This window comes from Nocardioides sp. GCM10023255, assembly GCF_042653125.1.
GTDB lineage: Bacteria > Actinomycetota > Actinomycetes > Propionibacteriales > Nocardioidaceae > Nocardioides.
The window spans coordinates 300,428-313,725 of the sequence record NZ_JBHSHU010000013.1 but is presented as its reverse complement, the minus strand read 5'-3'; the positions used below and the strand labels follow the sequence as shown (position 1 = coordinate 313,725).

Sequence of the window (13,298 nt, the reverse complement as noted above, 5' to 3'; positions counted from 1 at the left end):
AACCGCTCGCAGAGTTTCCGGGCTCCGTGTGAGTCGACGCTCCGCCTCTGTGGTGGCCGGGCAAGCGTCCGGGCAATTGGTCATGCTTGCGGTGCTACCTATCCTTACGCGCGCTTTTCAACCATCACAACTCGGTCTCTACCAGATCGCGCTCTCTGTCGCGCTCGTTGCGCAGCCGTTCGCGACAACGCGCATTGAGTACGTGCTCCCCGTGCAGAAGTCGCCGTTATCAGTAACCCGCTTAGTGCGTCGCGCAACCATGATGTCGCTGGGCACCTGCCTGCTGCTCACGCTAAGCGGAGCAGTGTTCTGGCTCATCGGCCGCCAAGCGGGTGCCACGACGGCGGTCATGACGGCCACCTTGCTAGCGGTATATGCGTGGACGGCGGTTGATAACGCGCTTCTGGTGCGTGCTCGGGATTACCGGCGGCTAGCGACTCGCAATCTTCTGGGCGGCCTCACGTCAGGAGGGATGCAGCTTGTTGTGGCTCTTTGGGTGCCAAATGTCGCGGCCCTTGCGCTGGCGATGTTTGCGGGCCGCGGGTTCGCCCTTCTGCTCACGCGCAGGTCAACGTCGTCTCTCCTGGCTTTGGGCGACGGCGTCGACACGAACGAGTACACAGCGCGTCGAGCGGTCACGACCGTGGCGCTTGGAACGGTCAGTACTACAGTCCTGCAGGCGCTTACCCTCGTAACCGCGTCGACGCTTGGCCAGGCGGCGGCTGGTCTCGTGGGCACGACGCAGCGAGTCGCGGGGGCTCCGGCGTCGTTTGTCAGCCAAGGCCTGGCCCAACTCGTTCAAGGTCGGTTCTCTCCCGTCTTCACTGGCGGCTCACAGACAGCTTTCCATCGAACCCTGCTCAGGACTCTGATCCCCTTGACCGCATTGGCGGGCGTCATCGCTCTAGGTTTGGCAGTCGGCGGTCCGTTGCTGGTGGAGCCCGTGCTCGGACCCGAGTGGGGCGCCGCCGGCCCGCTGTTGGCGATCGTCGCGGTGCCGACAGCCTTACAGATGATGATGGGGGCGCTGAACCCCCTCTTTGTCATGGCAGGGGGCGAGTCGACCCTGCTTGTTCAGCAATTGATTCGGCTAGTGTTGAGCGTGGGTGGGGCCGCGGGAGCAGCAATCCTCACCCGGGACCTCACCGCAGTAGTAGCCACTTTCGCTGTCGCCACGACCGCCGCGTACGTGGCGAATATATTGCTGCTCGCGCGGCTGGCACGCCGGTACGACGCTGCGAGGACTAGTGACCTCAGCACTTAGTGCCTGAGTGCGCCTCGCTGACCGATAGGCCGGGCGGGGTTTCCAGCAACGACGGTGTAGGGATCAACGTCGCGGGTCACGACTGACCCCGCTCCGACAATCGAGCCCTTGCCGACGGAGACACCTGGCAGAACGATGACTCTTGTGCCAATCCATACATCGTCGCCGATAGTAACCTGATCGGCTTCGTCGAAGCCTTGGTCGATCATGGGTATCTCCGCGTCCTGCCACCTATGATTTCGTGACAGGACGACAACCTCCGGGCCCATCATCACGTCCCGACCGATGGCGACCGGACCGTGAAGACGGCAGTTGACGCCGATCCCGGACCGGTCTCCTAGCGTGATGCCATGACCCCTGCCGATGTACGCGCCTTGCTCAATGTTGGTGTCGGTGCCCACGCCATCGAGCACGAGTCGGCCGAGCCAGCCGCGGATCGCGCGGCTCAGTTTCCCAACGACTGGAGTCGTCGACGACGGTAGTCGCACTCCAATGACGTAAAAGCAAGCAAGAGCGGCGGCGCGCCTCAACTCGATCACTTGGTCCTTCCTCTGGTTAACGCTTTGTGGAACTCATCCGACGACAACTGGCTTCCCGCGCGCTCAGCTTCCCTACGCTGACGAATGAGAGCTGGTGCTCCGAGGAGGAAGAACGGAAGAAGAGTCCAGCTCAAGCCGTCGATAGACATGAGATTTGCGTCTGCTTCAGTGAATCCGAGAACGACGAATGCCGAAGCGTATACGAGCCGGGCACCTCGCCCCTGGTCTGAGGCGGTCACACCCTTCGCCAGGCCCGCAAGAAGCAGCACGAGCGCGAGCATGCCGCCGCTGAAGATCGCTAGCAGGTAGAAGCTGTGCGGGTAATGGTGCGAGACCGCTGGCAGGCTGCCATATCCCGACCACCGGGTGATTCCAAGACCTATCAGTTCGTGACCGGCGAGCGTCTCTCGGCCTTGAATCCAGACCCCGCCCCTGTTGCTGAATGAGTCCCACTTCGCGTTGTAGACCAGCCACAGGCCAACCCCTGCTGCCGCGGGCATGGCCATCCAACCTGCCCACCTCGGGGGTGTTCTCGGACGACCGTCGCCATAGAAGAGATGGACGAGCAGCGCAACAGCGAGGGCGATTTGGGCTGATCGACTGCCGGCAGCCACGAGCACCAGTCCCGCCGTCGCGTATAGAGGGAGCGTCACTCGCCTCCCGAGGCCCGTTCCAAGCGCAAGCGCTATCGTGGCTGCGGCCAGCAGTGCGTAGTAGTTCTCGGAAGCGAACGGACCTTCAAGTAGGGCACCAAGTGCGCCACACTTGAACTGATCGCATGCACGAAAGGGTTCGGGGCTAGCCAATACGAGGGCGCTAGCCAACCCCAAGGTGGCTGCAACGCCCAGGGCGGCGATATCCCTGCGTGGCTGACGGACAGACCAGGCCATCAGGACGCAAAGCCACATAACTCCGGGCGCAAGTCGCAATAGAAGGACGTTCCCAGCGGAGTAATTGTTGTAAAAGTCGGAGAGGAACATGACGAGCCACGCCGACCAAACGAGAGCGACGCCCTGCACAGTCGCGCGCGTGGGTTTGGGTGCTGAGCCACGGCCTAAGAGGATTGCGAACAGCGCGCACGCCGCAGTGAAGCCGACGATGGTGAGCTGGAGAATGGTTTCGGATCCGAGGATGCCGGCTTCCTGGAAGACGCCCAACATCAGGATTCCGAGAACCATCCAGTCAGAAGGTCCAGCCTCCCGTCGCCTAGCAGCAAGTGCGCTGAGCGACACGAAAAAGACCAGAAGGCCACCGGCCGCGACGATGAGCGCGACGGCGTCGAGCATCAGGAACTGCCTCGCGCGTTGGAAGCGGCCGCCCGTAGCTGACGACTAGCCTGATAGAGCGTGGGGTATCGGGAGGATGCCAATTTGATGAGCGAACCGCGTCCGGCGGTACGAGGGTCAGATCGAGCAACACGGAAGAGTTGTTGCCATTTCATCTGCTCTGCAGACTCTCGCGCGACGTCCGCAGATGCAGCACGGTTGCTGAAGAGTCGCGCGGCCGTGACCGCGCGCGCAATGTGCAGGTGCTCGTAGTCGTATCTTAGTAGATCCACTGGATTTACGGCGCCGGGGAATTGGCGTGCCACGGTGTGAACGACATCGTGAGATTTCGAGAACAGGTTGATGTCAGGGTCGCGCGAGTTGGTAATTGAGCCCTCGCGCACAAGGTGCTCATAGAGCACCTCGGATATGGTTGTCACACGTCGCGCAGCAGCGAGTACCGGAACCAGGCCTCCGAAGTCGGACTGCGATCGCTGGATTGGGAACATTGGAACGGGCAAGATGTCGCGGCGAAGCAACTTGGACCAAAGGTAGCCCTGCAATCTCCCGCGAAGGACCAGAGTTAACGCCTCGTGGCCGTCCATCGTCACATCGCGCGCAACTCCATCGATATTGACTCTGCGACCGGTTTGGTCGTCGATGCGAACTGCCCGGCAGACAACTACGTCGGCGTCTGTCTCTTCAGCTCTCGCCACTAGGCGCGGCAAGATGTCACCGGCCCACCGATCGTCCCAGTCCACGAACCAGACGTAGCGCTCTCTCGCTAAGGCGAGCGCCTCGTTACGCGCATGCGCAACGCCACGGTTCTGCGGAAGAATGACCAACTGGACTCGCTCGAGTCCATCCAGCCCCCGTGCCAAGGCCTGCGCTGTGCCGTCCTTCGAGCCGTCGTCCACAACGATGACTTGCGACGCCGCGGCCGCTAGGTCGCGCACCTTCGCCACGACCGCGTCGAAGGCGGCTGGCCCGACCTCGTGCACGGGCAGGATGACGGTTACGGGAAGCGGGTCTATCGACCGCCTCGCGATTCCGTCTGAAGAGTTTAGGTCCAGATGGCGCCGCCAAGTGCCGAAGATCAGCCCAGGATCGAGTTCTTGTCGACGCCTGTCGACCGCGGCCTGTCGCTCAGTATCGGTTACATCTTGAAAACGCTCAATTGCGTTCGCCAGTGACCTAGCGTCCTTGCCGTAGATCGTCCCTGGGACGTAGCGGTTTAGCATCCAACGCGCGACGCCGTGCTCACGACTGATTACCGGCAAGTTGGCTTCTGCGGCTTCGAGGTAGACGTAGCCGAATGTCTCGCCGCGAGATGCGTGCACCAGCACGTCGTGGGAACGCATGAGTTGTGAGACCGTAGCGTTCGAGACCTCTCCGAGGAAGTCGACACGTTCCGAGACACCCAGCGCTTGCGCGCGCTTCTTCAATGACTGACTCTCGGGGCCATCCCCGACCACCGTGAGGCGAACATCAGTGCTCAGGAGTGCGAGCGCCTCGATGATCTCACGTTGGTTCTTGTTCGCGTTCAGTGTGCCGACCGCAAGTAGGCGCTTTAGGGAGCCATGACGCGGCTCCCCCGGGTCAAGGTCGGGCGCCGTGACCCACGCGTTTGGGATCGTCTTCACATCCGTCCCGGTTGGTAGCCGACGCCGAAGAGCATGCGCAAGCGGTTCACTTACCGCGACGACAGTAGGCACCCGACGGTATGCAAGGAGCCTTAGGCGATGCAGCACCCGTCCACGAGGACTGTTCGTAGTCTCTGGCGCGAGCGAGTGTTCCCAAACGGTGACCCCCTGGCGCCGTCGCGTCGCAATGAGAAAGGGTAGGGCCGCCCACAGTCCGACCAAGAGCACGCGGTCGTATCTGTCCCAGGGAACTCGTCGGAGTCGGCCCACCGTCATCACACGCTTCCAGCCGTACCGTGGCCCACCGAGGACCTGGACGTCCTGTAGCGGGAGCGTGGCCCCGCGGGCGGCGCCGACGCAGATGACGTCTACTTGCGCAGATCGACGTAACTCCTCGATGAGCCGCAACGCAGCGCGCTCCATGCCCCGAACAGGCATCATCTCGGACATCACCACGACTGTGCGCGAGAGCGCGGTTGCCTCAGCGGACACGGCGCATCACTTGCTGCAGCATGGTGCGCGTCAGGAGGCCAGACAAGCCTACGAGGAGGCTTGGAACCGTGGGTCGCCGCGCGGTTCGCAGCATTTCCCGTACTGTTCGGCGAACGCCTTGTGGACTGCGGGCTTGAAGCGCATATCGCAGCGGCTGACCCGCAAGAAAGTCGACGAGGACGTGTGGCTTTGCCCCGAGGGCCTCGACTGCCCACTCCAATGACGAGGCCCAGTCCGCTGTGGCAGAGATGCTTCCTGCGCTGCCGACGCGCACGGTCACGAGATCGTCCTCCATCTGCACAAGTTGAGTCCCAGGCTCGGCACATGCTCGCACGAGCCAATCCCAGTCCTGGTGTCGGCGCAGGTCTTCACGCCACGGGACTTTGCATGCGAGTTCGCGTGAGACCAGCAGTGTGGGTACAGGCAACGTTGCGCGCCCCGCTCCGGGGCGCCTCCGCACAAAGAGATACTCCTCGGGCGTTATAGACCCGTCATAAACGCGACTCGGCAGCCCGCCGAATCGATGACCTGTCGACACGTCGAGTTGGCCGAACCGAGTGGATACGAGGGCGTGCCTTCCCAAAGCCTCGATCTCCCCGGCGACGGCGACCTGCCCTGCCAACTTTCCGGGTGCCCAGAAGTCGTCGTCATCGAGGAATGCTACGTAGCGACCGGAGGCCGCTCGAGTTCCCATGTTGCGTGCGACATTGGCCCGTCGTCCTCCTCCGGTGTACAGGACTAGGTCAGCAAGCCCGTCGCTCACGCGGGCGTTAGATGAGTCCGCCTGGAGGTCGAACACCACGATCACTTCCACCGACACGCCGACTTGCTCACGTGCTGATTTGAGGGCTTGAACGAGCTCGGGACGCCCCACCGTGGGTACGACGACCGAGACATCAGGACTGCGCTTCTCGAGCGGCATCAGAAGGCTCCTTCACCAGTCGCCGCGTCCGAGGCGTGGCGGTTCGAAAAGCTCTTCAAGCGACTCGCGGGGCTCTCTGCGCTCGCGTAGGTGTACTTCTCGGCGACTGAGCGAGGGGTGGTGAGGACCCTGCGGCGCACCTTGACCGGCTTGTGCATCGGTCCGTGAACCGGCGTGCTGCAGTTGCCGCCAACCTTGAACCGGAAGCGGATGCAGGCGGCACGACGGATGCCAACATGCGAACCCGCGGCGGTTTCGTCCCGCAACTGCATGGGGCGGCAGATGCACGAACTGTTGTCGATCGTCACGCTGGTGCCGACATCCGCGCTGTCCACGAGGCGCGTAGCCATCCGAGACCCCCGGTCGAGAAGAACTGACTGTCTTGGGAAGCATGCCTCATAACGACCTTGCCCCCAGAATTGGGGGCACCAGTCATGAGACGACGAAGGGGCGCGACCGTGTGGTCGCGCCCCTCCAAAGAATGATGTGTCAACTACCGCTGTTGATCATGCCGGCACCGACGGTTACGCCGGTTGCCTCGTCGATCAGGATGAACGAGCCGGTGGTGCGGTTCTTCGAGTACGGGTCGCACAGCAGCGGCACGGTGGTGCGCAGCTGGACGCGGCCGATCTCGTTGAGGCCGAGCTCCTTGGTCTCCTGGTCGCGGTGCAGGGTGTTGACGTCCAGGCGGTACTGGATGTCCTTCACCAGCGTGCGGGCGGTGCGCGTGGTGTGCTTGATGGCGAGCTTCTGGCGCGGGCGCAGCGGCTCGTTGGTCATCCAGCAGATCATCGCGTCGATGTCCTGGGAGGGCTTGGGGGCGTTCTTCACGCGGGCGATCATGTCGCCGCGGGAGACGTCCACGTCGTCCTCGAGACGGACAGTCACCGACATGGGCGGGTAGGCCTCGGAGATCTCCTGGTTGAACAGGTCGATGCCCGCGATCGTCGACGTCATCCCCGAGGGCAGCACGACGACCTCGTCGCCGGGCTTGAGGACGCCGCCGGCGACCTGTCCGCCGTACCCGCGGTAGTCGTGGTGCTCGTCCGACTTCGGGCGCACGACGTACTGCACCGGGAAGCGGACGTCGACCAGGTCGCGGTCGGAGGCCACGTGGACGTGCTCGAGGTGGTGCATCAGCGTGGGACCGGAGTACCAGCTCATGTTCTCCGAGCGGTTGACGACGTTGTCGCCGTTCAGCGCGGAGATCGGGATGACCTCAAGGTCGGGGATGTTCAGCTTGGTGGCGAACTGGGTGAACTCGGTGTGGATCTTCTCGTAGACCTCCTGGGAGAAGTCGACGAGGTCCATCTTGTTCACCGCGAGCACCAGGTGGGGGACCCGCAGCAGCGAGAGGATCACCGCGTGCCGGCGGGACTGCTCGGTCAGGCCCTGGCGGGCGTCGACGAGCACCAGGCCGAGGTCGGCGGTGGAGGCGCCGGTGACCATGTTGCGGGTGTACTGCACGTGGCCCGGGGTGTCCGCGATGATGAACTTGCGGTTCGGGGTCGCGAAGTAGCGGTAGGCCACGTCGATCGTGATGCCCTGCTCGCGCTCCGAGCGCAGACCGTCGGTCAGCAGCGCCAGATCGGTGTAGTCGTAGCCCTTGCCCTGGCTGGTCGCCTCGACGGCCTCGAGCTGGTCCTCGAAGATCGACTTCGAGTCCAGCAGCAGGCGCCCGATGAGGGTCGACTTGCCGTCGTCCACGGAGCCGGCCGTCGCGAAGCGCAGCAGGTCCATGTTGGACGTGACGTTCTCGACGGCCTGCTCGCCGGCGGTGGGGTTCGCAGTGTTGGTTTCCTGGGGGGCCATCAGAAGTAGCCTTCCTTCTTGCGGTCTTCCATGGCTGCCTCGGAGAACTTGTCGTCGCCGCGGGTGGCGCCACGCTCGGTCACGCGGGCGACCGCGATCTCCTCGATGATCTCCTCGACAGTGCTGGCCGTGGACTCCACGCAGCCGGTCAGGGTGATGTCACCGCAGGTGCGGAAGCGGACCGTGCGCTCCTCCGCGACCTCGCCCTCGCGGCAGGGGTTCAGCGGGGTCTCGGTCATCAGCATCCCGCCGCGCTCGAAGACCCGGCGCTGGTGGGCGAAGTAGATCGAGGGGATCTCGATGCCCTCGCGGGCGATGTAGGCCCACACGTCGAGCTCGGTCCAGTTCGAGATCGGGAAGATCCGCATGTGCTCGCCCTCGTGCAGGCGGCCGTTGTAGAGGCTCCACAGCTCGGGGCGCTGATTCTTCGGGTCCCACTGGCCGAACTCGTCGCGGTGGGAGTAGACGCGCTCCTTGGCGCGGGCCTTCTCCTCGTCGCGGCGGCCGCCACCGAAGGCGGCGGTGAAGCCGTTCTCCTCGATGGCGTTGAGCAGAGTGCCGATCTGGAGGCGGTTGCGGCTGGTCTTGCCGTCGTCGACGACGATGCCGTTGGCGATCGCGTCGTCGATGCTGGCGACCACGAGCTTCACGCCGAGTCGGTTGACCCAGTTGTCACGGGTCTCCATCACCTCGGGGAAGTCCAGGCCGGTGTCGACCTGCATGATCGGGAACGGGATCTTCGCGGGGTAGAAGGCCTTCTCCGCCAGGCGGAGCATCACGATGGAGTCCTTGCCGCCGGAGAACATCAGGACGGGCTTCTCGAACTCGGCGGCGACCTCACGGAAGATGTGGATCGACTCCGCCTCCAGCTGGTCGAGCTGACTCAGCTGGTAGTCGGCATGCGTTTGGGTCATGACAGAAAGGGGACCTCTCCTCGGGACAGCAGGCCTCATCGTAGCCACGGTCGAGTCAGAGCGGCGAACCATGCGGCAAACGGGAGTGATCCGGGTCACTGAGTCGCTTCGGCTGCCATGTCGTGGATCTTTCGATCGATCCACAAGATGGCCCTTAGACTCCGCGAGTGCGTATCTCAGTGTTCGGTTGTGGCTACCTCGGGGCGGTCCACGCGGCCTGCATGGCAAAGCTCGGCCATCAGGTCGTCGGGGTCGACGTCGTGCCGGAACAGGTGGCATCCCTCTCGAAGGGCGAGCCGCCCTTCCATGAGCCCGGTCTACCCGAGCTGCTCGGCGAGGCCCTTGCCTCCGAGCGACTCTCGTTCACCACGGACGCCGCGGAGGCCGCCGATGCGGTGGTCCACTTCCTGTGCGTGGGCACCCCGCAGAAGCGCGGCGAGAACGCTGCCGACCTTCGCTACGTTCACTCGGCGGTTGATGCCCTGCTCCCGATGCTCAAACCCGGTGACGTCGTCGTCGGCAAGTCGACCGTGCCGGTGGGCACTGCCGAGGTCGTGGCCGAGCGGATCCGGGAGGTGCAGCCCGAGGCGGAGCTGATCTGGAACCCCGAGTTCCTCCGTGAGGGGTTCGCGGTCAAGGACACGCTGCACCCCGACCGCTTCGTCTACGGCGTCTCCGACACCGAGCAGGGCCGCCGGGCTGCCGAGCGCCTCGACGAGGTCTACGCGGTCGCCCTCGGTGAGGGCACGCCCAAGATCGAGACCGACCTGGCGACGGCGCAGCTCGTCAAGGTCGCGGCCAACTCGTTCCTCGCCACGAAGATCTCCTTCATCAACGCGATGGCGGAGCTCTGCGAGGCCACTGGCGCGGACGTGACCCTCCTCGCGGACGCGATCGGCCACGATGCCCGGATCGGCCGCCGCTTCCTCAACGCCGGCGTCGGATTCGGTGGCGGCTGCCTCCCCAAGGACATCCGCGCGTTCATGGCGCGGGCGGGTGAGCTCGGCGTCGACCAGGCGCTGACCTTCCTCAGGGAGGTCGACTCCATCAACATGCGCCGTCGCGTCCGGATGGTCGACCTGGCCAGGGAGGTGTGCGGCGGCTCGATCGTCGGCCGGCGGATCGCCGTGCTGGGTGCTGCCTTCAAGCCCGACAGCGACGACATCCGCGACTCTCCGGCGCTCAACGTGGCCGCTCAGATGCAGCTGCAGGGCGCGACCGTGACGGTGACCGACCCGCAGGCCATCGAGAACGCCGCGAAGAAGTGGCCCGAGCTGTCGTTCGCCGAGACGGTCGAGGACACGATCGCAGGCGCCGAGGCCGTGCTGCTGCTGACGGAGTGGCCGGAGTACGTCTCTCTCGATCCCGCCACCACGGCGAAGCTCGTGGCCCTGCCGCGGATCATCGACGGTCGCAACTGCCTGGACCCGTCGGCCTGGCGCGCGGCAGGCTGGACATACCGGGCTCTCGGCAGGCCCTGACGGGCTGTACCCGGCTGGCGGCGAGGCCGCCAGCTGGCAAGCACGTCGCGGTCAGTCGCGCCGGCCGTCCAGGTTCGGAGACCTTGGCTGCTCGGGTGTCGAGGGTGGTTCGTCCTCGAGCCGGGGCCGGCCCTGCCAGTCTGGCCGCTCCAGCTCCGCGACCGTGGGGGCGCCGAACATCGGCAGCCCCTCGAACTTGCGGAGCAGGCCCCAGATCAGCGGGACCAGCACGATCATGACCAGGCCGATGACCGCGATCAGGATGGGGTGGGTCTCGTCCTCACCGGCGCCGAGCGGGGCCCAGCCCGCCTTGTCGAGCAGCGCGACGCCCGACATGGTCAGCACGATCACGATCCCGCGGCGGATGTAGGACTGCGGGACCTTCGGAGCGATCTTCGAGCCCAGGATCGTGCCGGGCACCGAGCCGAGGATCAGCGGGATGGTCAGCTCCAGGTCCAGACCGTGCAGGGCGATGTTGGAGATTGCGGCGGCCAGCACCAGCGGCACCGCCTGCACCAGGTCGGTGCCGACCAGCTTCACCGCCGACAGGCCGGGGTAGAGCATGAGCAGCGCGACCATGATCACCGAGCCGGAGCCGACGCTGGTGATGCCCACCAGCAGGCCGCCCAGCGCGCCGACCAGGAAGGTCGGCAGCGGGCGGATGTGGGGATTCGGGTCGCCCTGCGGGCCGTGGGCCAGCTCGCGGCGCAGGTTCACGTAGAGGCGGATGGCGTACGTCGCCGCGGCCAGCAGCAGCGCGAAGCCGATGCACTCCTTGAGGACCGTGTCGATGTTGTCCGGATCGGTGACCGCCGCCACCAGGTGTGGACCGAGCAGCGCGAACGGCACCGATCCGAGGATCAGCCACTTCGCGAGCTGCAGGTTGGGGGAGCCCTCGCGCGAGTGCACGATCGCCCCGCCGGTCTTGTAGACCGCGGCCGCCGTCAGGTCGGCGGTCACCACGGTTGCGGCGTCACCCACGCCGAGGAAGATCAGGGCCGGCGTCATCAGGGCGCCCCCGCCCATCCCGGTGAGACCGACCACGATCCCGACGATGAATCCCGCCGCGAGGATCGAGAAGAAGGTGGTCGTGATCAGGTCATTCATGGGTGTGCACCTTACTTCTAGCCAAGTAGTGCAGTTAAAACGGCGCGCAGCCGATCGGTCAGGAGCTGGGCGGCGGCCTCGGCCGCCTGCGCACCACGCCCGTACGGGTCGGGTACGTCGAGTTCCGGGTCGGCCGAGCCGCGTCGCTCGCCGATCGCCTTGAGCAGGTCGCGGCCGGTGAGCCCGTCGGGGGCCAGCTGGACCGCCTCGGCGAACTGGCCGAGCGTGAACACCTTGCGGAACGCGCCCGGGTGGTCGTCGAGGATGAAGGTGCGGTGCGCCGCCTCCGCGGTGAGCACCAGGTCGGCCTGCTCGACCATCGCGCCGGTCAGCGGCCGGCTCGCGAAGCCGTCGGCGGTGATGCCGTGGGCGCCGAGCGTGGCGGCCATGACCGGGTCCATCTCCCGGGCCCGGAAGCCGTGGGTGCCGGCCGAGGCGAACTCCACGCCGTCGTGGTCGCCCGCGTGGTGGCGGGCCACCAGTTCCATGTAGGGAGAGCGGCAGATGTTGGCGGTGCAGACGAAGAGGACGCGGAGGCGGTCGGGTGCGGGGGCCTCGACGACGCTCGCCCGCGCTCGCTCCTCGACCACCGGGGCCGGGTCAAAAGGGGCGGTGGTGGGCTCCTCGCCGGTGAGGTCGAGGTAGCCCTCCTCGCGCAGCGCGACCAGCACGTCGTCGAGAGCGTCCTCGATCGTGCGGCCCGTGGTGTCGACGCGCACGTCGGCGTCCTCGGGCTCCTCGTAGGGCGAGGAGATGCCGGTGAACTCGGGGATCTCGCCGCGGCGCGCCTTGGCATACAGCCCCTTGCGGTCTCGGCGCTCGCACTCCTCCAGCGGGGTGGCGACGTGGACCAGGAAGAACGCCCCGCCGGCCTCCTCGACCATCGCGCGCACCTGCTGGCGGGTCTCGTCGAACGGGGCGATCGGGCTGCAGACCGCGACCCCGCCGTGGCGGGAGATCTCGGCGGCCACCCAGCCGATCCGTCGGATGTTGGTCTCCCGGTCCTCCTTGGAGAAGGTCAGGCCGGCGGAGAGGTGACGGCGTACGACGTCGCCGTCCAGCGTGGTGACCGTGCGCTCGCCGTGCTCGAGCAGCCGGTCCATCAGAGCGCGGGCGAGTGTGGACTTGCCGCTGCCGGAGAGGCCGGTGAAGAAGAGGACGAGGCCCTGCCGGTCCGGAGCCGGTCGGTCGAAGTCGACGATCTCGGCGATGTCGGCCGGGTAGGCGGACAGGTCGCCGTCGTCCGTGGCGTCCGACGGGAGCGCGAGCACGGGGTTGGCGCCGGCGTAGTTGGCGACCACCCGGAGGCCCAGCGCGTGGTCGGTCTCGGCGTCGCCGTGGGCGGCGAGCGGGACGGCGACCACGACCGCGTCCGGCAGGTGCTGCGCCGCGGCCAGGCTGGCGCGCAGCAGCGCGACGGGGGAGAGGGCAGGGGTGCCGGCGCCGACCAGGGCGAGCAGGGCCAGCGGACCGGCAGGGGCGAGCGCCTCGAGCTGGGCCGAGGTCAGGGCGTCGGTGACCGGCACGAAGGTGCGGCCGGCGTGTTGCTCCTGCGCCTGGGCGGGCGTCAGGTAGTGGCTGCGGAACGGGCCGAACTGGGCGTGGGTCAGCGGCTCCACCGCGCCCGACGGCAGCTGCACCCGGGCCAGCGGCAGGCCCTCGGGGTCGACCAGCTCCACGGCCCCCGCTGCCTCCGCCTGCTCCGCGACACCGGCCGGGAGGGTCAGCGTGACCGGGCTGCCGGGCTCGTTGAACGCGCTGGTCGGGGCGAACGCGCCCCCCACCAGCAGCTCGAGGTCGTCGAGCTCGCGGGGGAGGGGGCAGTGCTGGGGTACGGCAGGGGTCGACACGGGCGTCAT

Annotated in this window: 10 protein-coding genes and 1 pseudogene; 2 read left to right on the top strand and 9 right to left on the bottom strand. The window is 66.2% G+C overall.

All coding sequences use genetic code 11. The features are described 5' to 3' along the window. The first annotated feature begins 82 nt into the window (after positions 1 to 82). A complete protein-coding gene (locus tag ACFO9I_RS22520; protein WP_379185092.1) occupies positions 83 to 1,264 on the top strand; it encodes a lipopolysaccharide biosynthesis protein in 1,182 nt (393 codons plus the stop codon). A gap of 14 nt (positions 1,265 to 1,278) precedes the next feature. Here the strand turns inward: ACFO9I_RS22520 and ACFO9I_RS22515 are convergent. The 7 genes and pseudogenes from ACFO9I_RS22515 to cysD all read right to left on the bottom strand — a co-directional run. Further along, a pseudogene (locus tag ACFO9I_RS22515) lies at positions 1,279 to 1,434 on the bottom strand (DapH/DapD/GlmU-related protein); the annotation flags it as partial. A gap of 365 nt (positions 1,435 to 1,799) precedes the next feature. Further along, positions 1,800 to 3,089, bottom strand: a complete 1,290-nt coding sequence (locus tag ACFO9I_RS22510; RefSeq protein ID WP_379185029.1) for a hypothetical protein — start codon at positions 3,087 to 3,089, stop codon at positions 1,800 to 1,802. Next, positions 3,089 to 5,134, bottom strand: coding sequence for a glycosyltransferase (locus tag ACFO9I_RS22505; protein ID WP_379185090.1), 2,046 nt, complete (start codon positions 5,132 to 5,134; stop codon positions 3,089 to 3,091). The genes ACFO9I_RS22510 and ACFO9I_RS22505 overlap by 1 nt, the downstream gene beginning before the upstream one ends. A gap of 58 nt (positions 5,135 to 5,192) precedes the next feature. After that, complete coding sequence (locus ACFO9I_RS22500; protein WP_379185027.1) at positions 5,193 to 6,125, bottom strand: glycosyltransferase; 933 nt, start codon at positions 6,123 to 6,125, stop codon at positions 5,193 to 5,195. After that, the gene (locus tag ACFO9I_RS22495) at positions 6,125 to 6,475 is read right to left on the bottom strand and encodes a hypothetical protein (RefSeq protein ID WP_379185026.1); all 351 of its coding nucleotides are present in this window, start codon (positions 6,473 to 6,475) and stop codon (positions 6,125 to 6,127) included. The genes ACFO9I_RS22500 and ACFO9I_RS22495 overlap by 1 nt, the downstream gene beginning before the upstream one ends. 139 nt (positions 6,476 to 6,614) lie before the next feature. Continuing rightward, positions 6,615 to 7,937 (bottom strand): sulfate adenylyltransferase subunit CysN, encoded by a 1,323-nt coding sequence (gene cysN / locus ACFO9I_RS22490; protein ID WP_379185025.1) that lies wholly within the window; start codon positions 7,935 to 7,937, stop codon positions 6,615 to 6,617. Further along, the gene (cysD, locus tag ACFO9I_RS22485; RefSeq protein ID WP_379185024.1) at positions 7,937 to 8,851 is read right to left on the bottom strand and encodes a sulfate adenylyltransferase subunit CysD; all 915 of its coding nucleotides are present in this window, start codon (positions 8,849 to 8,851) and stop codon (positions 7,937 to 7,939) included. The genes cysN and cysD overlap by 1 nt, the downstream gene beginning before the upstream one ends. Positions 8,852 to 9,018: 167 nt before the next feature. Between cysD and ACFO9I_RS22480 the strand changes: the two genes are divergently transcribed. Then, a complete protein-coding gene (locus ACFO9I_RS22480; RefSeq protein ID WP_379185022.1) occupies positions 9,019 to 10,332 on the top strand; it encodes a UDP-glucose dehydrogenase family protein in 1,314 nt (437 codons plus the stop codon). A gap of 51 nt (positions 10,333 to 10,383) precedes the next feature. On the opposite strand, the gene ACFO9I_RS22475 is transcribed toward ACFO9I_RS22480, so the two are convergent. Continuing rightward, positions 10,384 to 11,439 (bottom strand): sulfite exporter TauE/SafE family protein, encoded by a 1,056-nt coding sequence (locus ACFO9I_RS22475; protein WP_379185020.1) that lies wholly within the window; start codon positions 11,437 to 11,439, stop codon positions 10,384 to 10,386. A 17-nt stretch (positions 11,440 to 11,456) separates the two neighbouring features. Then, positions 11,457 to 13,289 carry an adenylyl-sulfate kinase gene (cysC, locus tag ACFO9I_RS22470; RefSeq protein ID WP_379185018.1) on the bottom strand — a complete coding sequence of 611 codons (1,833 nt, stop codon included), beginning with the start codon at positions 13,287 to 13,289 and terminating at the stop codon, positions 11,457 to 11,459. Positions 13,290 to 13,298: the final 9 nt, after the last annotated feature.